This window comes from Nocardia salmonicida NBRC 13393 (genome assembly GCF_001613085.1).
Classification (GTDB): Bacteria; Actinomycetota; Actinomycetes; order Mycobacteriales; family Mycobacteriaceae; genus Nocardia; species Nocardia salmonicida.
The window spans coordinates 335,915-358,534 of sequence record NZ_BDBR01000002.1; the positions used below are offsets into that span (position 1 = coordinate 335,915).

The following is a 22,620-nucleotide window of genomic DNA, read 5'->3' on the forward strand; positions in this document are numbered from 1 at the left end:
AGCGGTCAGCTCGCCCCGATCGGCAATGGGCTTCCGTCGAGGAGTTCATCGCTGGGGAGCTGACCGGCGAGTACCGCCAGGGCGCGCTTCCATCGGCGCAGTACCGCCTCGCGTTCGCCGAGTGTTCCGGTGAGCATGGCGGTCATCGAGAGACCGGTGAGCATGTCGATGGTGAATTCGACGAGGAACTCGGCGCGCGGGTCCGAGGCATAGGGCTCGCCGAGTACTTGCAGGTAGAGCCTGCGCATTTCGGTGAATACGCGACGTTCCTCGGTGACGAGCTGGTCGCGGAGTTCGGTGTCGGTGCGCGCGGCGACCCAGAGGTCGAGTGCGATGAAGAAGGCGGGGCTGTTGAGGTCGCGCCAGGCGAGGTCGACGACGGATTGCAGTCGGTCGCGGCCGGGCGGGAGGAGTTCGGCTTCGCGTCGGAATTTCTCGAGCCGGATGTCGACCACTTCGGTGGTGGCGGCGATGAGCAGTTCGGCTCTGGTGGGGAAGTGGTGCTGCACGGTGCCGCGGGCGAGCCCAGCGCGTTCCTGGACCGCGCTGACGGTGGTTGCCGCGTAGCCGCGTTCGAGCAGGCATTCGGCAGTACAGGCCAAGATTCTGGCGCGGGTCGATGCCCGACGTTCGGCCTGGGTGCGGCGCGGTGGTTGCACGGTCACCTGAGAAATCGTACGTCCTGCCGACAAGATTCGGTAGATTGGGTGAAATGTGTCGGCGGTCACCCCTTGACGACGGTGGATCAAGCTGGTGCAATCAACATACCGTACGCAGTAACTGTTTCTCTGGATGAAAGGCTGCGATGACGCAGATCTCTCACCTCCGCCGGGGTAGTGGTGCGCCGATCGTGCTGGTGCACGGCCTCGGCAGTCGCTGGCAGGTCTTCGCGCCGATCATCGACCTACTGGCCGATCAGCACGAGGTAATCGCGATCGACCTACCCGGTTTCGGTGACTCGCCGGCGCTCGACGATGTCCGGCCGGGTCCGCGCGGGTACGCCGCCTGGCTCACGCGCTGGCTGGTGGACAACGAAATTCGACGCCCGCACGTGGTAGGCAGCTCCATGGGTGGTGGCATCGCCATCGAACTGGGTCGCACCGGAGTCGCGTCCGGAGTCACCGCGTTCTCGCCGGTCGGCTTCTACGGGCCCGTCGGACGGCGGTGGACTCAGGTCCTGCTCACCAGCATGCGTGGTGCCGCCCGGACCGCCGGGCCGACATTGGACCGGCTGGTCGAATACCCCGCGGGCCGCAGGATCCTGCTCTCGAGCATGTTCGGTCACCCGGTCCGCGTCGACCCCGATGCCGCTCGGAGCGACTTGGCCGGGCTGGCCGGTGCCACCTCCTTCGCGGCCGCCCGCGACGACTTCGGCAATTACGTCCTCGATCCCGGCGACGACCGTGGCTCGTTGGGTGAAATTCCGGTGACGATCGCATGGGGCACCCGCGACGTCGTGCTCGTGCACCGCACCCAGAGCGCGCGTGCGCGCGTGGTGTTGCCGTTCGCGCGCCATCTCGACCTTCCCGGCTGCGGGCACCTCCCGTTCAGCGACGACCCCGATACCTGTGCTCGCATCGTTCTCGAAGGGACCTCATGACCCCGTCCATTGCAGTCATCGGCAGCGGGTTCGGCGGCTTGGCTGCTGTCATCGAACTGAAGAAGCGCGGCTTCGATGACATCGTCGTGTTCGAGAAGGCTGACGATGTCGGTGGCGTCTGGCGGGAGAACACCTATCCCGGTGCTGCCTGTGATGTGCCGTCCCCGTTCTACTCGTACTCTTTCGAACCGAATCCGCGCTGGCCGCACCGATTCTCACGGCAGCCGGTGATTCTCGACTACATCAGGCACGTCGCCGATAAATACGATGTCCGCCGTCATATCCGCTTCGGTGTCGAGGTGCTCGGCGCCGCGTTCGACGACGCCACCGGTAAGTGGACCGTCCGGCTCAGTGGCGGGGACACCGTGGTGGTCGATGTGCTGGTGTCGGCGGTCGGGCAGCTGTCGCGGCCCGCCGTGCCGGCGATCGATGGTCGAGACAGCTTCGGCGGCAGTAGTTTCCACTCCGCCGAGTGGGATCACGACATCGACCTGACCGGTAAGCGTGTGGCTGTCATCGGCACCGGGGCGAGCGCGATCCAGTTCGTTCCCGAGGTGCAACAACAGGTCGAGAAGCTGACCCTGTTCCAGCGGACCGCGCCCTACATCATCCCGCGCCCTGATCGGGAGTTCTCCGAGCGCCATCACCGGGTGTTCGAGAAGGTGCCGGTGACCGAGCTCGCCGAACGCGCGACCTGGTACGGCGTGGTCGAAGGGCTCAGCGTCGCCTGGGTGTATTCCAAACCTCTCGCCGCCGCGATCAAGGCCGTGTCGAAATGGCATATGCGCAGGCAGACCAAGGCCAAGCCGGGTCTTTTCGAGAAGGTCTGGCCGGACTATCCGGTCGGGTGCAAGCGAATCCTGTTCTCCGACAATTATCTTCCGGCGCTGGCCGAAGCGAACGTGGAGGTGACCACCGAGCGGATCGCCGAGATCACCCCCTCGGGTGTGCGCACCGTGGACGGGCGTGACCACGAGGTCGACGTCATCATCTGGGGCACCGGTTTCACCAGCACGGAGTTCTTGGCCCCGATGACCATCACGGGCGCGCAGGGCAGGGAACTGACGCAGGAGTGGGACAGCGGCGCGCACGCCTACTACGGGATGACCGTGCCGCGGTTTCCGAACCTGTTCATCATGTACGGCCCCAACACCAATACCGGTGGCGGTTCGATCATCTACTTCCTGGAAGCGCAGGCGAAGTACCTCGGCGACTATGTCGCCCATCTCGCGGCGTCCGGTCGCGCGCTGACGGTTCGTCCGGACGTGGAACAGGCCTACGACGAGCGGATCCAGGCGCAGCTCACCGGAAGCGTGTGGACCCGGTGTTCGTCGTGGTATCGCCAGGCCGACGGCCGCATCACGACCAACTGGCCCTTGCTCGGAATCCAATACAAGAAACAGGCGCGGTTCGATCCCGCCGACTATGAGGTGGTGTCACGATGAACGACTACGACTACGACGTGATCGTCGTCGGTTCCGGTTTCGGTGGCAGCGTGACCGCGCTGCGGCTGACCGAAAAGGGCTATCGGGTGGGTGTGCTCGAATCCGGTAGGCGCTGGAACGCCGAGGACTATCCGAAGACCAACTGGAACATTCCCAAGGCCATCTGGGCGCCGCGCCTGGGTCTGACCGGACCGCAGCGGATCAGCGCGCTGGGTAAGTGCCTGGTCTTCAGCGGTTCGGGCGTGGGCGGCGGGTCGCTGATCTATGGCAACACGCTCTACGAACCGCTGCCGGAGTTCTATCGCGATCGCGCGTGGGCCCACATCACCGATTGGAAGTCCGAGCTCGCGCCCTACTACGACCAGGCCGCGCGGATGCTGGGCGTGGTGGAGAATCCGCGGATCGGGCCGAAGGACGACGTGCTGTTGCAGGTCGCACGGGATCTGAAGGTCGCCGACACCTTCCATCGCACCCATGTCGGTGTCTTCTTCAACGAGGGTTCCGAGGGCGTGGAGGTCGATGACCCGTACTTCGGCGGCGCCGGTCCGCGCCGGGCGGGGTGTATCCACTGCTCGGAGTGCTTCACCGGCTGCAAGCACAATGCCAAGAACACCACCACGCTCAATTACCTGCACCTGGCCGAGAGCAACGGCGCACAGGTGCATCCGTTGACCACGGTGACGGCGGTAACCCCCGACGGTAACGGCGGTTATCGCGTGGAGACGGTGCAGTCCAACGGTTGGGTGCGCAAGCAGCGTCGCACGTTCACCGCCCAGCAGGTGGTGTTCGCGGCGGCGGCGCTCGGCACCCAGAAGTTGCTGCACAAGCTGCGGGGCGACGGCACGCTGCCGGAGTTGTCCTCGCGGCTCGGTGAGCTGACGCGCAGTAACTCCGAGGCGATCATCGGCGTCACCAGCAAGTCCCGCCACGACTTCGCTCAGGGTGTGGCGATCACGTCGTCCATTCACCCGGAACCGCAGACGCACGTGGAGGTGTGCACCTACGGCAAGGGTCAGAACGCGCTGTTCGTGCAGACGGTGCCGATGATCGACGGCGGGGCGTTCCGATTCCTGCGGCTGTTGCTGACGATTCTTTTGCATCCGGTGCAATTCTTGCGTTCGCAGAACGCGCACGGTGCGTCGGAGCGGTCGGTGATCTTGCTGGTCATGCAATCGCTGGACAATTCGCTGACTTCGTATCTGAAGGGCAAGCGGTTGGTGACCAAACAGGGCAGTGGTGAGCCGAATCCGGAGTGGATTCCCATGGCGCACGATATCGCCCGGCGCTACGCGGCCGAGTCCGACGGCATCACCGGCAACATCGCCACCGATATCTTCAATATCCCCGCGACCGCGCACTACATCGGTGGTTGCACCATCGGCGACTCCCGCGATACCGGCGTGATCGACCCCTACCAGCGCGTCTACGGCCATCCCGGCCTGCACATCGCCGACGGCAGCGCGATCACCGCCAATCTCGGCGTGAACCCCTCGCTCACCATCACCGCGCAGGCCGAGCGTGCGATGGCGTTCTGGCCCAACAAGGGTGAGCCGGATCCGCGTCCTGATCTCGGTGCCGCCTACCAGCGGATCAGTCCGGTCGCCCCGGAACGTCCCGCGGTGCCCGCGACCGCGCCCGGCGCGCTCCGACTGCCTGCCTGAGAGAGAGGATCTTCATGACGATCGACCAACTCACCGCGCTCGAACCTGTCTGTTCCCAAGAGGCGGCGCTGGCGCTGTTCGACAGTCTGCCGCCGGTGCCCGCGTCCCAGCTCAGTGGCCGCTGGCACGGTCGCGAGCTGGCCACCGGGCATCCGATGGACGGCCTGCTCGTGGCATCGGGGTGGTACGGCAAGCAGTTCGACGGCGTCGACAGTGTGCATCCGCTGCTGTTCCGTGACCGGACGGGCGACATCTTCGCTGTCGATCCGCAGAAGGTGCCGCTGGGTCTGGTCGGCAAGGTGCCGATCTCTATTGTCGACCGGGGTCGCGGACTGCTCGGGGTGTTGAAGCCGGCGTTGCGCGCTCGCGACTATCGGGCGCGGTTGCGCTCGGTCGAGCATCGCGGGGTCGTCACCACGGCGATGGTGTACGACCATCGGGCGATCATCGATGTATTCCGCCGGGTCGACGACGACACAGTCTTGGGCCTGATGGATTACCGCGATTTCCCCGAGCCGTACTTTTTCGTGCTCGCTCGCGAGAACACGCACGAGGGTGGTCGTTTGCCCGAGTGAATCGGGGGTACGCGCCGGATGGGGAGAACCCTCATCGAAAGGAGGCCGTGCCATGACTGACTACATCGATCCCCATCAACACAAGTTTCCCGATACCGAACGCACGACGCGCTCGCATGCGGGGGAGTTGGTCCAGGACTCGCTCAATTGGCCGGGGCTGTTGCTCGTCGGGATCGGCATCGTGATGCTCGCGGCCACCCTGACGGCCGCCGGTTCCGGATTTGTCGGATGGGCGGTGATCGCCGGAATTCTCACTGGTGTGTGTTTGCTGCTCGGTATCGGGATCGTGCTCGCCGAGCATCGCCGGATCAAGGTGGGTGAGGGACTGCATCTCACGGATCCGTGTGGTCACTGACGTCGGACAACGAGAGGACGCCGATGGACGAATGTGTCGAGCCCGGACGGATCACCGTCGACTATTCGCATCTGTTCCCCGGCGTGGTGGTGCGCGCCGATCGGATAGCCGACGAGTTCGACGTGGTGTTCTCCGATGGTGTGCGCACCGCGGCGGGGATTCTGCATGACGACGACGGGAGCGCTGCGCTGGATGTGGTCGGCTACGCCACGGCCGCGGGGACGATGTTGCCCGGTCGGATCTGGCCGATCATTTCGATCGAGGATGTCGGGTCCGAGGTGAACATCGCGCTGGGACCCTACTTGCGTTGAGCGCGGCGTCTCGGTGATGCGGGACGCGCTCGGTACTTCGACGTCCTAATAACTGGACCTGCGTCCACTTATGTCGCAGTGTGATGCCCATGAGTGAGCATCCCGCGCAACGGCGCACGCTGGCGGTGTTGGTCGCGGCGCAGATCTTCAGTGGTGCGGGGCTTGCCGCGGGAATCACCGTCGGCGCGCTGCTGGCGCAAGAAATGCTCGGTTCCACCGGGCTGGCCGGGTTGCCCAGCGCGATGTTCACCGTCGGGTCGGCTGCCGCCGCGGTCGGGGTGGGTCGGATCTCGCAGCGGGGCGGGCGTCGGGTGGGCCTCACGCTCGGGTACCTGACGGGCGGCCTGGGAAGTTTCGGGGTGGTAGCGGCCGCGGTGACCGAGAGCCTGCCGCTGCTGTTCGTCTCGCTGATCGTCTACGGGGCGGGCACCGCGACCAGTCTGCAAGCGCGATACGCCGGCGCCGATCTGGCGCAGCCCGCACATCGGGCGCGTGCCATCAGCACGGTCTTGGTGGCGACGACGGTGGGAGCGGTGGTCGGGCCCAATCTCACGACGCCGATGTCGAATACGGCTGTGCGGTGGGGCATTCCAGCGCTGTCGGGTCCGTTCGTGCTGTCCGGAATGGCCTATGTGCTCGCGGCGCTGGTGCTGTGGGTGATGTTGCGCCCGGACCCGCTCGTGCTCGCCCGCACCCTCGTCGAGCCGCCCGGCGAGGCTGTTGTGCCGGATGCTCCGACGCGGTGGTCGGCGCCGATCGTGGCCGGGACGACGGTGATGATCGTGACGCAGTTGGTCATGGCCGCGGTCATGACGATGACCCCGATCCATATGCAGCAGCACGGGCACGGTGTCGGCGCGGCGGGGTTCGTGATCGCGGTGCACGTCGCGGGGATGTATCTACCGTCGTTGCTGTCGGGAGTGCTCGTCGATCGATTCGGGTCGGGGCTGGTGGCCGTGGCCGCCGCGGGCACGCTGGTCGCCGCCGGTTCGGCCGCGGCACTCGCCCCGCCGAGTTCGGTGGCGGCGCTGGCGGTGGCGCTCGGGCTGCTCGGGATCGGCTGGAATCTGGGGTTGGTCGCGGGGACGACGATGATCGCGGATGCGACGCCGGTCGCCACCCGTGCGCGCACGCAGGGCACTGTCGATGTGGGCATCGCTATCGCCGGTGCCGGGGGTGGGCTCGGATCCGGGGTCGTCGTGGCATTCGCCGACTACCCGGGTCTGGCGTTGCTCGGTGCCGGGATCGCGCTGCTGATCGTGCCCGCGCTGGCCTGGACCACTCGCCGTCCACGCATCCGCGACGAGAGTTCGCCCGTGCATGCCGAAAGCTGAGGGCGGCGGGTCGGTGGGTTCGTGGGATGATCTGGCGATGAAAGGTCAGACGAGTACCGGTCGGCTGTTGACACTGTTCGCCGGTGTCGCCCTCGTGATGCTGATGGTCAACTGGAGTCTGATGCGCGCGGTCGCGTTCGCGGTGATCTGGGCGGTCGCGGCCGGCGTGCTGGTCTTGCGCGACCGGCGCCGTGGGGCCGAGGGCATCGAGGAGACCTCGGCCGCCGCGGCTGCCTCAGGCTCCGGCGAGCGCTGAGGCCAGATTCGGCACATCCAGAGCCTGCAAAGCCTGCTGGCGCACATCAACGCAGTGCTTCAGCGTGACCGTATCGATCACCTCGCGATTGCGAACCACCGCGATATTGATGCCTCCGCTGCGCGCCGCCCAGTTCTGCACCGTGGCGTTGAACGACACCCGCGCGACATTGAACCCCTGCTGACGCCAATTATCGAGATCCGGCGCCAGCATCTCGCACAGGTGCACGCCGGCCGCATCGGAGATCTCCGGTGCGCCCGCGGGCGACGGCGGCAACCCGGGATCCGGCGCCTCGGTGCTGGTGGCGCAGCCGGCAACAACCAGCAGCCCGATCAACATGGCCCCTCGTAGATGTGTGAACACGACCCGGTCCCTCCGGTAGAGGTTTGTCCTAGCTCAGTGCGAATGCCCGCCTCGCGCAGAGTCAAACAGTGGTCGGCGGTCGGAAATCGGTGGGGGAGGTAGGGATTCGGCCGATGGATGGCCACGGTCGACCGGGCGGGCAACGAGTCGCGTGTCTGCTCGAAAACCGGTGGAACACCACCGCTGTGCGTCATTACGATGCTGCCGAACCAAGGAAATGTCGGACCCACCGCAAGCGTGCTCATACTACGGTGCCGATCGTGAGGCCGTCGCTGGACGGCCGCCACGCCGGCTCACCCGAAACGTGTTGCACACGAACCAATCCCATCTCGACCAACTGTTCCAGGTAAACCTCGGTGCGGCTTACCGAGTGGCTCAACTTCGAGGCCAGGTCAGGTGTGGTGATCGGCGCGGTCGGGGAGAACCGGCACAGGCTGGTCAAAATCCAGTCCTGGCAGTGGGTCAGGTGATCCTCGCTCATCACGAGCCCCCTGCCTGCTGTGCGCGTCCGTCGAGGACCATCCGGTTCTGTTCCACCAGCGTGTTTCTGGCGCGGCGCCGACTCCGGCAGGTATCGACCGCGCATTCCAGATGGACTTGCATCGCCCGATGCGCTTGTTCGACAGTCAGCGGACCAGGGTCACGGCCACAGAGAAGGAGAGCGTTCATCGTGTAGTCGCCTTCCGACCTGCAATGGTGACCTGCCATTCGTCGCGACGATTCTTGAAGGCGAAACCCTTGCGCTGCAACGCGGTAGCTGCTCGGATGGTCGCCCACTTCGTTGACTTGACGTTGCGGGCGATCGTCGTGATCGTGAGCATGCCACCCGGTGCGAGTGCGGCGAGGATCCTGGATTCAAGTGTGGTCATTGGTGTTTCCCTTCACGGCGGGAATCGGGAATGTCGAGCGGACTTGCTAGTGGCTCGGCGGTTGATGTGCCGCAACGTTAAGGTCGACCAAGAGGCCGGACGGGGAGGATTTCGCCCCCTATCCACCTAGACTGGACGCGTTGCATTTCCAGCCCGCCGTGAAGGGGTACGGAATATGGAAGATCAGGCACCCATCGGGCTGCGTATCAAACGCCACCGCGAGCGCGCGGGGATCAGTCGGCCTGTGCTCGGCGACCGGATCAACCGGTCGTCGGACTGGGTGAAACAGATCGAGAACGGGGTCCTACAACCGCCGAAACTGCCGATGCTGCTGGCTATCGCCGACGCCCTCGGGCTGGCAGACCTCGCCGAGCTGACAGGCAACGGTCACGCTGTCTCGGTGAATCTCTACGCAGGGGCAAGGCACAAGTCCCTCGGCGACGTTCAAGCCGCACTGACAGACTTTCGTCGGCCGTCGCCCGGCCGTGCACACAACGTCGCGCACCTTGCCGAGCGGCTGCGCCTGGCGTGGGAGGTCCGGCACGCCAGCCCAGATCACCGCACGCAGCTCGGCGCCATTCTGCCGAGCTTGATTCGCGATGCCCAGGAGGCGGCGCGCACACCAGGCTCGGGTCGACGGCAGGCGCGTCGAGTTCTGGCTGGTGTCTACCAATTGGTGGACTTTTTCGTGGCCTATCAGCGCGACAGTTCGTTGGTATGGATGGTCGCTGACCGAGCATTGGAGCAAGCGTACGAAGCCGACGACCCGTACCTGGTCGCCGCGTCCTCGTGGTCGATGGTGCAAGCGCTGAGAGACTCGGGCCGGTGGGATGAGGCGCTCGATCTGATCGAATCGGGCACTGAAATCCTCGCCCCCTATCTGGATCGCGATGACACCCCCGACGATTGGCGGGGCATCACCGGTGCGTTGCAGGCGGAGGCGGCCCTGGTGCAGGCTCGCCGCGGCCGACACGGTGATGCGTGGGCCGCATGGGACCGCGCCGACCGCTGGGCGCGAAAGTTGGGCCCCGACTACCGCCACATCCAGACCAGCTTCGGGCAGGCCGTGCAGGGCGCGAACGCGGTCACCCTCGGCGTGGATCTGCGTCGATCCGGTGAAGCGCTGCGGGCTGCGCGTGCGCTCGAAGAGGACACGATCGTGTCGGTTCCACGCAGATCGCGTCATCTGATCGAGGTCGCCCGCGCCTACGGCCAGCGCGACGAGGGTGCCGCTGTGCTGGCACTGTTGGACAAAGCGCACCGCACCGCACCGGAGACGATCGGCTTCAACGGGTTCGCGAAGGATCTGTTGCTCGAGTTGTCGAAGCGCCCACCGGTCGGCATGACGAAGGACGTGCGGGAGTTGTGCCAGCGCGTTGGCGTGGCGGCCTGACAATGTTCGGACTCAGCGGTCGCTTCGAGCTTCGAGGCTTCGGGCGAGGCGGTCCAATCCCTGCAGCACTGTTGGGCGTTCGTGATTCAGGTCGGCCAGGAGTTGTGTGTGGGCCTCGATTTCACGGGGGAATACCTCGTCGATCAGCGTGATTCCGGCCGTGGTGAGGTGGATCGAGGTTGATCGTCGATCGGTCGGATTCTGGGTGCGGGTGATCAGGCCGCGGCGTTCGAGTTTGGTGAGTGTTTTGCCGACGCCGGCTCGCGACATTCCGAGATGTTCTGCGAGTCGGATCGCGGTGAGTGGTGGCTCGGCATAGCGCAAGGGAACCAGGAGTCCGACCTCGGCGACGGTGATGTTCGCCTCGGCGTAGATGTCTTCCACGGCCCGGTCGAGCAGCGCGGAGATGCGCTTGACCTGGGCAACTACCACCATCGCGGAGGTGTCGAGTTCGGGATTCCGGTCTCGCCAGAGATCGCACGTTCGGTCTCGCAGTGATCGCTCGGCCATCGACGCTCCTTTTGTAAACTAATTAACAATTCGGTACGTTCGGGAGCGTACCCCTGATGGCGACACTGCCCTGGGGGCGAGCTGTTACGAGGGGGATCCATGCTTCACGACGTAGTGGTGATCGGCGGGGGCACAGCAGGTCTCGGCGCAGCGCTGGTTCTGGCCCGATCTCGCCGCCGGGTAGTGGTCATCGACTCCGGTGCGCCTCGGAACATGGCTGCCGAGACCGCACATGGGTTCTTGACCCGCGACGGCGCGACACCGGCGGAGTTGCTGGCGGTCGGCACGACCGAAGTGCTGCGATACGGCGCACAGTTGCTGGGTGGTCGAGTTGTCGACATAGCCGAGGCAGAGTTCGGCTTCTCGGTCGAAACCGAGGCTGGACAGGTTATTACGGCGCGGTCGGTTGTCGTGGCGACCGGCCTACGCGATGAACTGCCTGCGATCCCGGGAGTTCGTGAGCAATGGGGCAAGGGGGTCCTGCACTGCCCGTACTGCCACGGATATGAGGTGCGAGACCAACCGCTTGCTGTGCTGGGTGGCGCCAACAGAGCGTTCTCCGTGCACCAAGCCTCTCTGGTGCGTCAGTGGTCCGACGATGTCACCTTCTTCCCGCGAGAGATCGACCTGTCCGGTGACGAGCGACGCCGTCTGTCCGCGCGTGGCATTCGAGTCGTCGAGGGAGATATCGCGCAAGTTGTCGTGCGTGACGGTGAACTGCACGGCGTGGAAATCGCCTCGGGGCAAGTCATTACACGCGCGGCGGTGTTCGTCGGGCCGTGTTTCAGCCCTCGTGGCGAGTTGCTGACCCGGTTGCGGTGCTCGGTAGGCGAGGATGGCTGGGTGGCGGTCGATGCCACGGGCCGCACCAGCGTGCCGGGTGTCTGGGCGGCGGGCAATGTCGTCGATTCGCCTGCGCAACTGATCCACGCCGCGGCCGCGGGATCCAGGGCTGCGGTGGCCGTGAACCACTATCTGCTCGAACAAGACATCCAGCGCGCACTGTCGTAGGCGGAGGGGTCGGAATCGTGCTGAGTGCAACCGGTGACCGGTGATTGTGTGTTCGGCTAACGTTTCGGCGGTCGGGTTCGGTGGCTAGGAGGGTGTGGTGACGGTCGACGTCGAGATCGCGGTGCATCCGCTGGATGATCCGGTGCGGGCCTCGCTGCGTGGGGAGCACAGTCGGTTCGCGCACTGGACGGGGCGGATCGGGCGGTATGAGCCGGAGGTGGCGCGGTTCGTCGGGCATCCGGCCGTCCTGGACGCGCAGGACTGGGCTGATCTGGGGACTGCGCTCGGGTCGGGTGGCAGTGCCGGGATACGAGGGTTGGGGCATGTTCTGCCGCCGGAGTGGACGGTGCTCGCCGAGTTCGACACGGTGCAGATGGAAGGTGCGGGGTTGCGGGTCGCCGTCGATCCCGAGCTCGAAATACTCACTGCCGCTGATGTTCCCGAGATCTTGGAGCTGATCGCGCGGACCGAACCGGGGCCGTATGCGCCGCGCACCATCGAGATGGGCACCTATCTGGGGTTGCGGGTCGAGGGTCGGTTGGTGGCGATGGCGGGGGAGCGGCTGCATCCGCCGGGATGGACCGAGATCAGCGCGGTGTGCACCGACGCCGAATTCCGGGGGCGTGGGTTCGCGTCGCGGTTGATTCGGGCGGTCGGGGCGGGAATTCGGGCGCGGGGTGAGACGCCGTTTCTGCATGCGGTCGCGCACAACACCTCGGCGATCAGCTTGTACGAGACCTTGGGTTTCACCGTACGGGAGAAGTCGAAGCTGACGCTGGTCCAAGCTCCGTAGGTCAATGGGTGGTGACCAATTGCGTCAGCTCGTCGGCGATCTGGCTGACATCGGGCATCGCGGCGATCTCGGCGGCGACCGCACGAGCGTTGCGCGCCAGGTCGGGATCGTCGATCAGGGTATTGAGATGGTCGGCGGTGATCGAGCGGGCAGGCACCGACAGTCCGGCGCCGCGTCGCTGCACCGCGAGGGCATTCCAGGCGCGATCCCCGGGGGCGGGTGTGGCGATCTGGGGCACGCCCGCGTGCAGGGCCGCATAGACCGAACCGGCGCCCGCGTGGTTGACCATCGCCGTGCAGTGGGGCAGGGCTTCGTGCAGGGCGATCCAGCCGGTCGTGTGGACGTTCGCGGGAAGGGTGGTGGTACGCACCGTCTTTCGATCCGGCCGCACGATCACGATGTCGGCATCGACATAGGGGGCCGCACGCACGATCGCACGCAGCATCGTGTCCGGACCGTCCCCGAGCATGGTCGAACGGGTGACAAGGATGCGTCGACGAGTCGATGGTTCGCGCAGGAACGCGGGCGTGGCCGCACCGGGGGGCGAGTACGGGGTGTAGCGCAGCGGGCGGCCCTCGACGCGGACGATGCTGAGCGGGGCGATGGACAACGTGGCCGCCGGTGCGGGCGGGGCGATGTCAGTGAGTAGACGCAGCAACTCACGGCGGATGACGGTGCCGTTGTCGAGAGCGATGTTGTGCAGGACCGTGGGAACCCCGAGTCGATCGGCGACGATCGCCGCCGCCGAGGCGAACGGCTCGTGCACGATCACCTCCGGCCCGAACTCGGTGGCCGCACGCAGCAGCGGCTCGATCATCGGCCGATTGGTGACAGCGAAAACATGGGCACCGCCGCGCGCATCCGCCATTCCCTTCCCCGAGCGCCACGCCAGCACCGGATGGCTGCCCAACCCACGCACCGCGGCCCGCAGATAGTCGATCGGCGGGGCGACATCGGCCACCGGTAGCTGCGCGCGCACCACCGCGGCGGCATCGCCGCCGGTAACCACCATGACCTCGTGCCCACGCTCGCGTAATTGCCGCGCCAACGGCATCATCGGGAAAAGATGCCCGATCAACGGCATGGCCACGAACAGCACTCGCATCCGGTCTCCGTCATCGCATGGCGGCCGCGGGCTCGGCCTGTCCCAGTGATACGAAGGCGCCGCACCGATGGTTCAACGACTACGAGGCCGCGGCGCCGTGATAGAAGAAGTCGCCCAGGCCGAAGAAGAGGGCGACGAATTCGACTGTGAGCCACACCTTCCGGCTGTCGATGCCGGTGTCGACGGTCATGTATCCGAGCCTAAGGGGTGTCGGCGCACAGCGCTGGGGGGCGGCCTAGCGGTGCCCGGCACGGTTCGCGGCCAGCGTCGCCAGCACGGCGGGCAGGGCAGTGCCGATGGGTTCGCGGATGATCTCGTCGGCGAGGTCGTCATAGGGGGTGGGTTCGGCGTTGATGATGATCAGGCGGGCGCCGTGTTCGGCGGCGACACCGGCCAGCGACGCGGCGGGCTGGACCTGCAGGCTGGTGCCCACGGCGATGAAAACGGTGCAGGCCTGGGCGATCTCCATGGCGTGCCCGAGCACCTCGGGGTCCAGTGCCTGGCCGAACATGACCGTCGCGGTTTTGAGGATGCCGCCGCAGCGCAGACAGGCCGGGTCGGGTTCGCCCGCGGCGATGCGGTCGAGGGCCTGCTCGGTGCTGGTGCGGTCATCGCAGGAGGTACACAGCACGGTGCGGGCATTGCCGTGCAATTCGAGGACTTCACGGTCGGGCAGGCCGGCGAGCTGGTGCAGCCCGTCGACGTTCTGGGTTATCACGCGCACCGCCGTGCCGGTCGCGGCCAGTGCGGTGACGGCCTCGTGCGCGGGGTTGGGTTGTGCGCGCCAGGCGGGGTGTTCGCCGCGCATCAGCCAGGATCGGCGGCGGATGTCGGGATCGGCCATGTAGTAGTCGTAGGTGACCAGCTTCTGTGCGTCGGGGTCGCGCTGCCACAGGCCCGCCGGGCCACGGTAGTCCGGGATTCCGCTGTCGGTGGAGACACCGGCGCCGGACAGGATCGCGACGAGCTGGTTGGTCATGGGCTCCAGCGTAGGGCCGGTCGAACACCGCGGTCGACGGGATTTCGGTCGTGGTGTCGGCGAAGGGCTGTCGCATCTGACTATTGGGCGCTAAAGTCTGCCTGGAGTGGACTACAGCGGAAGGTGGCAGACGAATGACGTCGGCAGCGGTCAAACAGCAGGTACTCGAACTCGGTGGGGCATTCATGATCTCGCGCGAGGCCAGGGTGTTCGGGGATACGACCGGGGTGGCCGGGTTCCAGGGCGCCTACACGCGCGGGCGCGGCGGGGTCCTCGGTGATGTCGACGCCGATGTCGTGACCGCGGCGTTCGGATTCTTCGAACCCGCGGGCGTGCGGGCGGCGTGGGAATCGGTGCCGATGCCTGCCGCCGACGCCGCGGAGGGCTACATGCTCGCGTGTCGCGATTTCGGACAGCGCAAGCTCGCCGCGTTCGAACACGCCGACCGGCTCGCCGAGTTGCTGCGACGCGTGGTCGACGCCGCGCCCTGCACCGGGGTGCCGTTGTTCGCCGGGTGGCGGGCGCTGCCGGTGCCGGAGGACGGGCGGGCCGCGGTCTTGCAGCTCACGCACGTGCTGCGCGAACTCCGCGGTGGCCTGCACCTGATCGCGGTGATGGCCAACGGGCTCACCCCGCTGCAAGCGATCCTGGTCGCGGGATCACCGATCTACGACGGACCCGGCCACGCGAAATTTCTCGGCTGGGCCGAACCGTTCGAGACGATCACCGACGATGTGCGGGTGCGCTGGGAGGCGGCCGAGAAGTTGACCGACGAGCTGATCGCACCCTGCTTCGAGGTCCTCGACGAGTCCGAACGCGACGAACTCGCCGCGCTGATGCTGCAAGCGCACCGAGTGGCCTTGAGCCGCTAGAACGTTCAGGAACCGATGACGTCGCGCCCGCGGCCCACGATCAGTGGGTCGGCGGTGCCGACGATCTCGAGATCTTTGTTGTCGTAGTCGAACCCGTTCAGCACATGCCGCATCGCGTTGAGCCTGGCGCGTTTCTTGTCGTTGCTCTTGACCACGATCCACGGCGCGTGGTCGGTATCGGTGTGCTCGAAGTTCTCTTCCTTGGCCGCGGTGTAGGAATCCCACTTGTCGAGTGAGGCCAGGTCCATCGGCGAGAGCTTCCAGTGCCGCACCGGGTCGACCTGGCGAATGGCGAAGCGGGTGCGCTGCTCGAGTGGGGACACCGAGAACCAGAACTTGACCAGGTCGATGCCGTCGTCGACGAGCATCCGCTCGAACAGCGGCACCTGCGCCAGGAACCGCCGATGCTGCTCCGGCGTGCAGAAACCCATCACCCGTTCGACACCGGCACGGTTGTACCAGGACCGGTCGAACAGCACGATCTCACCCGCGGCGGGCAGGTGCTCGACGTAGCGCTGGAAATACCACTGGGTCGATTCGCGCACGGAGGGCTTCTCCAAGGCCACCACCCTGGCCCCGCGCGGATTGAGGTGCTCCATGAACCGTTTGATGGTGCCGCCCTTGCCCGCGGCGTCACGGCCCTCGAACACGATGACCACGCGGCGACCGGTCGCCTTGACCCAGTTCTGCAACTTCAACAATTCGATCTGCAGCAACCGCTTGTCGAGGTCGTACTGCAGGCGCGAGAGGCGCTCGTCGTAGGGGTAGCCCTCGCGCCAGGTGTCGACGAGCAGCCCGCCGGGCTCGGTGAGCAGGATCGGATCGTCGTCGTCGCTGTCGTCGACAGTGAATCCGGTGGTGTCGGCCAGGTTCACGACGGTCGCGAGATCGGCGATCTCGCTGACATCACGGGGGATCGGGCGAATCTCGACATCGGTCATCCCTGCGACGCTAAATGGTGTGCGTGTCGCTCAGATGAACACGCGGTGCCCGCCGGAGCGAAACTCCCACGACGGCAACACGGCGATATGGGCTCGATATCGTGCGTTCCTGCAGATGGCACCCTATTCGGGGGACACTGTGAGCTGATTCACGCTGCTACTCGCGAGGCAATGATGCCTGCCGTGGAGAGGATGAAGCCGATGCACGATGGAGGCGCCTTCACCGCCCAGCCCGCCCCTTCCGACGGCCAAGGATCGAGCAGCCGCGTGATCCGGATCGCGTCCGTCGCGGCGCTGGGCGGATTGCTGTTCGGCTTCGACAGTGCCGTGATCAACGGCGCGGTCTCGGCGATCCAATCCGAATTCGATGTCGCCGACGCCGTTCTCGGCTTCGCGGTGGCCTCCGCGTTGCTCGGTGCCGCCGCCGGTGCGATGACCGCGGGCCGGATCGCCGATCGTATCGGCAGGCTCAAGGTGATGAAGATCGCCGCGGTCCTGTTCTTCATCAGCGCGGTGGTCACCGCCTTCGCGCCCAACGTCTGGATCCTGGTCATCGGCCGCGTGATCGGTGGTGTCGGTGTCGGCGTGGCCTCGGTCATCGCCCCGGCCTACATCGCCGAGACCTCGCCCGCGCGCATCCGCGGCAGGCTCGGGTCCCTGCAGCAGCTCGCCATCGTGCTCGGCATCTTCTTGGCACTGCTGGTGGACTACGTGCTCGCCCACCTCGCGGGCGGTGCGAGCGAGACGCTGTGGTGGGGGCTGGAAGCGTGGCGTTGGATGTTCTTGTCCATGGTGGTGCCCGCCGTGGTCTACGGGGTGCTGGCCTCCACGATTCCGGAATCGCCGCGCTACCTGGTGGCCACCCACAAGATCCCCGAGGCACGGCGCGTGCTGTCGATGCTGTTCGGCGAGAAGAACCTCGAGCTCACGATCGGCCGCATCGAGGAGAGCCTGCGCAGCGACACCAAACCGTCCTGGAAGGACCTGCGCCGTCCCACGGGCGGGCTCTACCCGGTGGTCTGGGTGGGTTTGATGCTGTCGGTGTTCCAGCAGGCGGTGGGCATCAACGTGATCTTCTACTACTCGAACGTGCTGTGGGAGGCCGTCGGCTTCGAGGAATCCCAGTCGTTCCTGATCAGCGTGTTCACCTCGGTGGTCAACATCGCCACCACGATTGTCGCGATCATGCTCATCGACAAGGTCGGGCGCAGACCACTGCTGCTGACCGGCTCGATCGGCATGACCGTCACACTGGCCACGATGGCGATCTGCTTCGGCAGCGCCGATCAGGTGCCCGATGCCGAAGGCGTCATGGAACCGCACCTCAACGGCGCGCTGGGCCCGATCGCGCTGGTCGCGGCCAACCTGTTCGTCGTCTTCTTCGGCATGAGCTGGGGCCCGGTCGTGTGGGTGCTGCTCGGTGAGATGTTCCCCAACCGGATCCGGGGCGCCGCGCTGTCGCTGGCCGCGGCGGGTCAGTGGGCGGCGAACTGGGCGATCACCGTCTCCTTCCCCAGCCTGAAGACCTTCTCGCTCGGGTTCGCCTACGGGATGTACGCGATGTTCGCGTTGCTCTCGCTGGGTTTCGTCGCCAAGTTCGTGCCCGAGACCAAGGGGATGACCCTCGAGGACATGGACGAAGCCACCGGCTTCGAACGCCCCACCGCCGGCGCCTGACCCCACCCGCCCGACGAGGAAGGCAGCGCGATGTATCTTCTCGGTCCCGACGGCGCGCGGCGAGCACAGGCCCGACCCACCCCGGCGAACTGGTCGGTGGTCGAGGACGGCTGGAACCCCGCGCGCGCCAACTACTTCGAGTCGATCTTCACCGTCGGCAACGGGCGCCTCGGAACCCGAGGCTCGCTCGAGGAACGCCACACCGGGGCGTTGCCGGGCACCTTCCTCGCCGGTGTCTACGACGCTCACGACTCGCCGGTCATCGATCTGGTGAACGCGCCGGATTGGCTCGACAGCGAGGTCTTCGTCGACGGCGTACGCCTGGACACCGAGTCGGCGCGGGTCATCGAGCACCGTCGTGAACTGGATCTGCGCCACGGAGTTCTGCACCGCGACACCGTGTTCGCGCTCTCGGACGGTGCGCGGGTCCGGCTGCGGACCCAACGGTTCGCCAGTACCGCCGATCGTGACCTGTGCTGTCTGCGGATCGAGGTGAGCTGTCTGGATCGGGCGGGAACGGTGACGGTGCGAACCGGTATCGATGCCAACCGGCGCAACCTCGAACGGCTGCCGACCTATCGCGAGCAGGCCACGTTCGGCCATGAACGCAAGTGGGACAAGTGGGCCAAGTCCACCCACCTGGTGTCGGTCGGTGCGGGATTCGCCGGTGAAGTCGGTATCGTCGAGAGCCGCACCATCGACAGCGGGGTGGATCTGGCCTATGCCTTCACCTGCTCGGCAACCGGTCGGCGGCGTCGGCAACGGTGCCGACACGACGCCATCGAGATGGAATGGGAATTCGACACCGGCGCGGGCGAATCCGCGCGGGTCGACAAGCTGGTCGGGATCGCCACCAGCCGCGACTACCGGGCGCTGACCCCGCCGCGGGAGCGCGCAATGGCCACCCTCGCGCGGACGAGCTCCTTCGATGCCGCCGCCGCGGCGAACCAGGCGGCGTGGGATCAGGTATGGGCCGTCGCCGATTGCGAAGTACTCGGCAACGATCGGGTCACCCAGGCGCTGCGGTTCGCGATCTATCACCTGCTCATCGCCGCAGACCCTGACGACCCGACCGTGAGCATCGGCGCGAAAGCGCTGTCCGGCGAAGGCTATCGGGGCCATGTCTTCTGGGACACCGAGGTGATGCTGCTGCCGTTCTTCCTGTTCACCCAGCCGCGCGCCGCCCGCGCGTTGCTGGGCTACCGCCACCACACCCTGCCCGGTGCGCGGGAAGTGGCCGCCGACAACGGAACCGGGGGCGCGCGCTTCGCGTGGGAATCGGCCGACACCGGACGCGAGGAATGTCCGCAGTACACCCCCGACGGCAAGGACCGTTTCTACACCCGCGAAGAGGAACTCCACATCACCGCCGATGTGGCCTACGCGATCATGCGCTACGCGACCGTCACCGGCGACGACGACTATCTGTTCGGTGAGGGCGCCGAGATCCTGTTCGAGACGGCCCGCTTCTGGGTGCAGCGGTGCGCCGAGGAGGGCGACCGGCTCGTGATCCGGATGGTGATGGGACCGGACGAGTTCCACTCCCACGTCGACAACAACGCGTTCACCAACAAGCTGGTGCACTGGCATCTGCAGCAGGCGGCGGCGGTCTACGAGCGGATGTCGCGAGAACGGCCCGGACAGCTGGGCGAGCTCATGGCCTCGATCGGGCTCGACGAGGGTGAACCGGCGCAGTGGCTCGCCGCCGCGGCCCGGCTGCGGGCACCGACCGATCCCGACTGCGGTGTCATCGAACAGTTCGACGGCTATTTCGAGCGCACTGTCGTGCCCATCGTCGAATGGGACGACAACGATATGCCGCGATACCCGCTCGGCTACGCCCCTTTCGACTGCGAGGCCACCTCACTGCTCAAACAGCCCGATGTGGTGATGCTGCTGCATATGCTGCCCGACGAATATTCGCTGGAAACCCGGCGGCTGAACTACGAGTTCTATGAGCAGCGCACGCTGCACAAGTCCTCGCTGAGCCCGTCGATCCATGCCATCGTGGGTTTGCAGGTGGGCGATTCCCGCACGGCGGAACGGTATTTCGGGCGCTCGGCGTTCGTCGACCTCGACGACAACCAGGGCAATACCGAAGAGGGAATTCACATCGCGTCGGCGGCGGGCACCTGGCAGGTCGCCACGCACGGCTTCGGGGGCTTTCGGGCCACCGCCGACGGGTTGCGTTTCGCGCCCGCATTGCCGACATCGTGGCAACGCTTACGGTTCTCGGTGCACTGGCGCGGGCGCACGGTGCGCGCCGACCTCGGGAACCGGGACGCGCGATTCGAGCTCGTCGGCGACGGGCCCGCCGCGCAGATCACCGTGTGGGGCAAGCCGGTGACGCTGCAACCCGGCGTCGTGGTCGAGGTCGAGGCCTCATGACGGGCGTCTTCGACGCGCAGGCAGTGCTGTTCGATCTCGACGGCGTGCTCACCGACACCGCGGCGGTGCACCGGCGGGCCTGGTCGGCGCTGTTCACCGAGTTCTTGCCGAGAGTCGCCCCCGAAGCGGCCCCCTACACCGACGCCGACTACTTCGCGCTGGTGGACGGCAAGGCGCGCGCGGCCGGGGTGCGGTCGGTGCTCGGCTCCCGTGGTGTGACAGTGCCTGACGGGACATCGGCGGACCCGCCCGACGCCCAGACCGTGTACGGGCTGGGCAACCGCAAGAACATTCGCTTCACCGAGATCATCGGCAGCGACGGCGTCGAGGTGTTCGCCGGGTCGTTGCGTCTGCTCGACGCGTTCGACGCGGCCGGCATCCCGATGGCGGTGGTGTCGAGCTCGCGCAACGCGGTGCTGGTGTTGGGCGCGGCGGGTCTGCTGGACAGGTTCGCGGTGGTCGTCGACGGTGTCGTCGCCCAGGACGAACACCTCGCGGGCAAACCGGCACCGGACATGTTCCTTACGGCCGCAAAGGTTTTGGGGGTGGACCCGGTGCGCACGGTGGTGATCGAGGACGCGGTGGCGGGGGTCGAGGCGGGGCGTCGGGGCGGATTTCGGGTGATCGGGGTCGACCGGGGGATCGGAGCGGCGGCGTTGCGGGCTGGGGGCGCCGACGTCGTCGTCAGCGACTTGGCGGACCTGCTCGAGGATCGGATCGAGCGGCGCAGGTCAGCGGCGTCAGGGAACAGTTGAGTTACCCGACGTAAACTGAACGTGTGTCCAAGTTGGGCAAGTGTTCATGTGAACGGGGATGTTTCGGAAACCAGGCGGCAATAGGTTCGGATCGCACGAATCACCCTGTCGCCCCCTGGTCGGAGATCACCGCGCATGCGAATACCCCTGCCCCGCCGCGTCACGCCCTGCGTCGGTTCGTTCACCGCACTGGCCCTTGTGACGGGCATGATGCTCGTACCCGGCACCGCACAGGCGGAGGCTTCCCAGGCGCTGGCCACGACGCCGATCAGTGACGGCGCGACCCTGTGTGTCAGCGGCGCACCGACTTTCGACGACGTGGTGACCGCCGCGGCATCGGTGCTGCGCGGGACCGTCGGGCCCGGGCAATTGCTCGCCTACGACCAGCGGGTCGCCGATTTCCGGGCCGGGATCGCCGCGCTGCGCGTGCATCGCGACGGGCTGCCCATGCGTCCCGAACAGGTCGGCACGCGACCGGCCGAACTCGACGATCCGATCGTCACCTACCTGGTGAACGGCCTGGACGCGGTGCGCACCGGGCGCATCGACGAGACGATGTCGGTCTCGCAGCTGAGCGTCAACGACGCCATCGAGGTATTCATCCTGGCGACCGGCATCGTCAAGATCCCGGCCAAGCTCGTCGCGGGCATGGTGCCCACCGTCGGAATATTCCTCAAGCCGGTGGTCGGTGCGATGTTCACCGGGACCAAGGCGCTGGCGCGCGCGGTGCAGGACTCGATCGACGCGGGCTGTGTGGCGCCGAATGTGTATCCGCCGCTCGAACTCGGCGAACCTGTCATCGAGCCCGTGCACGTACCCCAGCCGATCGAGGACCTGGCCGCGCTGGTCATGAACGCCGACGGCACCTGCACGCCCGTCGCGGAACTGACCCTGGCCGCGGTTGTGGAGCGCGCACGGACCTTCCTCGACAGTGGGGCCGTGGCCCTGGACCGCGTCGCGATGCACGAGGCCGCCGACGCGTTGCAGGAGTTCCTGGCGAGCAATCGGGTGGCCAAAGTGATGCTGATGCGTCGCGCCGACGACCTGGGCCCGCTGGTCGAGGCCCTGGATCTGGGTCCGCTGACCTTCCTGGCCAACCTCGGCGCCGACCTCGCCGCGGGCACGGCGCTCGACACGGTGCCATTGGCGCAGGTCCAGGTCGAGAACGCCTTCGACCTCGCGACCCTGACCCTCGACATCACCAGCCTGCTGTTCTCGGCGGGCACCAGCGTCGCCGGGTTCGCCGGAGTGGCCGACACGGTCACCACGCCGCTGTCGATCGTGCAGAAACTGGTGTTCGCGCCGACCGACTACGGTGCGCCGATCGTGCGCGGTGTCATCCAATCGATGTGCGCGGTCTAGGCGAAGCCCCGCTTCGCCGACATGCGCACGAGGCTGACGATCGCTTCGCCGGTGCGCCCGTTAGG

The 22,620-nt window shown here is 66.6% G+C and carries 24 protein-coding genes; 16 read left to right on the forward strand and 8 right to left on the reverse strand.

The genetic code is table 11. The features are described 5' to 3' along the window. Positions 1-5: 5 nt before the first annotated feature. Complete coding sequence (locus NS1_RS02170) at positions 6-665, reverse strand: TetR/AcrR family transcriptional regulator (protein WP_062981028.1); 660 nt, start codon at positions 663-665, stop codon at positions 6-8. A gap of 140 nt (positions 666-805) precedes the next feature. On the opposite strand from NS1_RS02170, the gene NS1_RS02175 reads away from it, so the two are divergent. The 8 genes from NS1_RS02175 to NS1_RS02210 all read left to right on the forward strand — a co-directional run bounded on the left by NS1_RS02175 (position 806) and on the right by NS1_RS02210 (position 7,537). Continuing rightward, positions 806-1,600, forward strand: a complete 795-nt coding sequence (locus NS1_RS02175; protein WP_062981030.1) for an alpha/beta fold hydrolase — start codon at positions 806-808, stop codon at positions 1,598-1,600. Continuing rightward, positions 1,597-3,045 (forward strand): flavin-containing monooxygenase, encoded by a 1,449-nt coding sequence (locus NS1_RS02180; RefSeq protein WP_062981031.1) that lies wholly within the window; start codon positions 1,597-1,599, stop codon positions 3,043-3,045. Before NS1_RS02175 ends, NS1_RS02180 begins: the two co-directional genes overlap by 4 nt. Then, entirely contained in the window at positions 3,042-4,706 is a 1,665-nt protein-coding gene (locus NS1_RS02185; RefSeq protein ID WP_062981033.1) for a GMC family oxidoreductase, read from the forward strand. Before NS1_RS02180 ends, NS1_RS02185 begins: the two co-directional genes overlap by 4 nt. Before the next feature lie 14 nt (positions 4,707-4,720). Continuing rightward, positions 4,721-5,281 (forward strand): DUF4334 domain-containing protein, encoded by a 561-nt coding sequence (locus tag NS1_RS02190; protein WP_062981036.1) that lies wholly within the window; start codon positions 4,721-4,723, stop codon positions 5,279-5,281. Between the two features lie 52 nt (positions 5,282-5,333). Then, positions 5,334-5,636 (forward strand): hypothetical protein, encoded by a 303-nt coding sequence (locus tag NS1_RS02195; RefSeq protein WP_062981038.1) that lies wholly within the window; start codon positions 5,334-5,336, stop codon positions 5,634-5,636. Positions 5,637-5,659: 23 nt separating this feature from the next. Beyond that, complete coding sequence (locus NS1_RS02200) at positions 5,660-5,947, forward strand: hypothetical protein (protein ID WP_062981040.1); 288 nt, start codon at positions 5,660-5,662, stop codon at positions 5,945-5,947. 89 nt (positions 5,948-6,036) lie between these two features. Beyond that, a complete protein-coding gene (locus NS1_RS02205; protein ID WP_062981042.1) occupies positions 6,037-7,281 on the forward strand; it encodes an MFS transporter in 1,245 nt (414 codons plus the stop codon). After that, the gene (locus NS1_RS02210; protein WP_157125067.1) at positions 7,268-7,537 is read left to right on the forward strand and encodes a hypothetical protein; all 270 of its coding nucleotides are present in this window, start codon (positions 7,268-7,270) and stop codon (positions 7,535-7,537) included. The genes NS1_RS02205 and NS1_RS02210 overlap by 14 nt, the downstream gene beginning before the upstream one ends. On the opposite strand, the gene NS1_RS02215 is transcribed toward NS1_RS02210, so the two are convergent. The 3 genes from NS1_RS02215 to NS1_RS02225 form a co-directional block, all read right to left on the reverse strand. Continuing rightward, positions 7,517-7,876, reverse strand: coding sequence for a hypothetical protein (locus tag NS1_RS02215; protein ID WP_062981046.1), 360 nt, complete (start codon positions 7,874-7,876; stop codon positions 7,517-7,519). The genes NS1_RS02210 and NS1_RS02215 overlap by 21 nt on opposite strands. 265 nt (positions 7,877-8,141) lie before the next feature. Next, the gene (locus NS1_RS02220; protein ID WP_062981048.1) at positions 8,142-8,381 is read right to left on the reverse strand and encodes a winged helix-turn-helix domain-containing protein; all 240 of its coding nucleotides are present in this window, start codon (positions 8,379-8,381) and stop codon (positions 8,142-8,144) included. Between the two features lie 184 nt (positions 8,382-8,565). Further along, positions 8,566-8,769 carry a hypothetical protein gene (locus tag NS1_RS02225; protein ID WP_062981050.1) on the reverse strand — a complete coding sequence of 68 codons (204 nt, stop codon included), beginning with the start codon at positions 8,767-8,769 and terminating at the stop codon, positions 8,566-8,568. Between the two features lie 175 nt (positions 8,770-8,944). Between NS1_RS02225 and NS1_RS02230 the strand changes: the two genes are divergently transcribed. Continuing rightward, a complete protein-coding gene (locus NS1_RS02230; RefSeq protein ID WP_062981052.1) occupies positions 8,945-10,162 on the forward strand; it encodes a helix-turn-helix domain-containing protein in 1,218 nt (405 codons plus the stop codon). A gap of 12 nt (positions 10,163-10,174) precedes the next feature. Here NS1_RS02230 and NS1_RS02235 read toward each other — a convergent pair whose 3' ends face one another. Further along, a complete protein-coding gene (locus tag NS1_RS02235; protein WP_062981054.1) occupies positions 10,175-10,672 on the reverse strand; it encodes a MarR family winged helix-turn-helix transcriptional regulator in 498 nt (165 codons plus the stop codon). Between the two features lie 99 nt (positions 10,673-10,771). On the opposite strand from NS1_RS02235, the gene NS1_RS02240 reads away from it, so the two are divergent. After that, complete coding sequence (locus NS1_RS02240) at positions 10,772-11,683, forward strand: NAD(P)/FAD-dependent oxidoreductase (protein WP_062981056.1); 912 nt, start codon at positions 10,772-10,774, stop codon at positions 11,681-11,683. A gap of 94 nt (positions 11,684-11,777) precedes the next feature. Continuing rightward, a complete protein-coding gene (locus NS1_RS02245) occupies positions 11,778-12,476 on the forward strand; it encodes a GNAT family N-acetyltransferase (RefSeq protein WP_373864322.1) in 699 nt (232 codons plus the stop codon). Position 12,477: 1 nt separating this feature from the next. On the opposite strand, the gene NS1_RS02250 is transcribed toward NS1_RS02245, so the two are convergent. Next, positions 12,478-13,581 (reverse strand): glycosyltransferase, encoded by a 1,104-nt coding sequence (locus NS1_RS02250; RefSeq protein ID WP_062981057.1) that lies wholly within the window; start codon positions 13,579-13,581, stop codon positions 12,478-12,480. 235 nt (positions 13,582-13,816) lie between these two features. Beyond that, on the reverse strand, positions 13,817-14,560 hold the full coding sequence (locus NS1_RS02255) for an SIR2 family NAD-dependent protein deacylase (protein WP_062981059.1): 744 nt from the start codon (positions 14,558-14,560) through the stop codon (positions 13,817-13,819). 134 nt (positions 14,561-14,694) lie between these two features. Between NS1_RS02255 and NS1_RS02260 the strand changes: the two genes are divergently transcribed. Next, a complete protein-coding gene (locus tag NS1_RS02260; protein WP_062981061.1) occupies positions 14,695-15,432 on the forward strand; it encodes an SCO6745 family protein in 738 nt (245 codons plus the stop codon). A gap of 5 nt (positions 15,433-15,437) precedes the next feature. Here the strand turns inward: NS1_RS02260 and ppk2 are convergent, their stop codons facing one another. Then, complete coding sequence (ppk2, locus tag NS1_RS02265) at positions 15,438-16,373, reverse strand: polyphosphate kinase 2 (protein WP_062981063.1); 936 nt, start codon at positions 16,371-16,373, stop codon at positions 15,438-15,440. 201 nt (positions 16,374-16,574) lie between these two features. Here ppk2 and NS1_RS02270 point away from each other — a divergent pair, with 201 nt between their 5' ends. The 4 genes from NS1_RS02270 to NS1_RS02285 all read left to right on the forward strand — a co-directional run bounded on the left by NS1_RS02270 (position 16,575) and on the right by NS1_RS02285 (position 22,555). After that, positions 16,575-18,050 carry a sugar porter family MFS transporter gene (locus NS1_RS02270; protein WP_062981492.1) on the forward strand — a complete coding sequence of 492 codons (1,476 nt, stop codon included), beginning with the start codon at positions 16,575-16,577 and terminating at the stop codon, positions 18,048-18,050. A gap of 30 nt (positions 18,051-18,080) precedes the next feature. Next, positions 18,081-20,438, forward strand: a complete 2,358-nt coding sequence (locus tag NS1_RS02275) for a glycoside hydrolase family 65 protein (RefSeq protein WP_062981065.1) — start codon at positions 18,081-18,083, stop codon at positions 20,436-20,438. Next, positions 20,435-21,193: an HAD family hydrolase gene (locus tag NS1_RS02280; RefSeq protein ID WP_062981067.1), complete on the forward strand. Its 759-nt coding sequence runs from the start codon at positions 20,435-20,437 to the stop codon at positions 21,191-21,193. Before NS1_RS02275 ends, NS1_RS02280 begins: the two co-directional genes overlap by 4 nt. Positions 21,194-21,328: 135 nt before the next feature. Beyond that, entirely contained in the window at positions 21,329-22,555 is a 1,227-nt protein-coding gene (locus NS1_RS02285) for a hypothetical protein (protein WP_062981069.1), read from the forward strand. Positions 22,556-22,620 lie beyond the last annotated feature (65 nt).

Coding starts and splice junctions, on each gene's coding strand:
- NS1_RS02175 (WP_062981030.1), top strand. CDS start 806: ATGACGCAGATCTCTCACCTCCGCCGGGGTAGTGGTGCGCCGATCGTG.
- NS1_RS02180 (WP_062981031.1), top strand. CDS start 1,597: ATGACCCCGTCCATTGCAGTCATCGGCAGCGGGTTCGGCGGCTTGGCT.
- NS1_RS02185 (WP_062981033.1), top strand. CDS start 3,042: ATGAACGACTACGACTACGACGTGATCGTCGTCGGTTCCGGTTTCGGT.
- NS1_RS02190 (WP_062981036.1), top strand. CDS start 4,721: ATGACGATCGACCAACTCACCGCGCTCGAACCTGTCTGTTCCCAAGAG.
- NS1_RS02195 (WP_062981038.1), top strand. CDS start 5,334: ATGACTGACTACATCGATCCCCATCAACACAAGTTTCCCGATACCGAA.
- NS1_RS02200 (WP_062981040.1), top strand. CDS start 5,660: ATGGACGAATGTGTCGAGCCCGGACGGATCACCGTCGACTATTCGCAT.
- NS1_RS02205 (WP_062981042.1), top strand. CDS start 6,037: ATGAGTGAGCATCCCGCGCAACGGCGCACGCTGGCGGTGTTGGTCGCG.
- NS1_RS02210 (WP_157125067.1), top strand. CDS start 7,268: ATGCCGAAAGCTGAGGGCGGCGGGTCGGTGGGTTCGTGGGATGATCTG.
- NS1_RS02215 (WP_062981046.1), bottom strand. CDS start 7,876: ATGTTGATCGGGCTGCTGGTTGTTGCCGGCTGCGCCACCAGCACCGAG.
- NS1_RS02220 (WP_062981048.1), bottom strand. CDS start 8,381: ATGAGCGAGGATCACCTGACCCACTGCCAGGACTGGATTTTGACCAGC.
- NS1_RS02225 (WP_062981050.1), bottom strand. CDS start 8,769: ATGACCACACTTGAATCCAGGATCCTCGCCGCACTCGCACCGGGTGGC.
- NS1_RS02230 (WP_062981052.1), top strand. CDS start 8,945: ATGGAAGATCAGGCACCCATCGGGCTGCGTATCAAACGCCACCGCGAG.
- NS1_RS02235 (WP_062981054.1), bottom strand. CDS start 10,672: ATGGCCGAGCGATCACTGCGAGACCGAACGTGCGATCTCTGGCGAGAC.
- NS1_RS02240 (WP_062981056.1), top strand. CDS start 10,772: ATGCTTCACGACGTAGTGGTGATCGGCGGGGGCACAGCAGGTCTCGGC.
- NS1_RS02250 (WP_062981057.1), bottom strand. CDS start 13,581: ATGCGAGTGCTGTTCGTGGCCATGCCGTTGATCGGGCATCTTTTCCCG.
- NS1_RS02255 (WP_062981059.1), bottom strand. CDS start 14,560: ATGACCAACCAGCTCGTCGCGATCCTGTCCGGCGCCGGTGTCTCCACC.
- NS1_RS02260 (WP_062981061.1), top strand. CDS start 14,695: ATGACGTCGGCAGCGGTCAAACAGCAGGTACTCGAACTCGGTGGGGCA.
- ppk2 (WP_062981063.1), bottom strand. CDS start 16,373: ATGACCGATGTCGAGATTCGCCCGATCCCCCGTGATGTCAGCGAGATC.
- NS1_RS02270 (WP_062981492.1), top strand. CDS start 16,575: ATGCACGATGGAGGCGCCTTCACCGCCCAGCCCGCCCCTTCCGACGGC.
- NS1_RS02275 (WP_062981065.1), top strand. CDS start 18,081: ATGTATCTTCTCGGTCCCGACGGCGCGCGGCGAGCACAGGCCCGACCC.
- NS1_RS02280 (WP_062981067.1), top strand. CDS start 20,435: ATGACGGGCGTCTTCGACGCGCAGGCAGTGCTGTTCGATCTCGACGGC.
- NS1_RS02285 (WP_062981069.1), top strand. CDS start 21,329: ATGCGAATACCCCTGCCCCGCCGCGTCACGCCCTGCGTCGGTTCGTTC.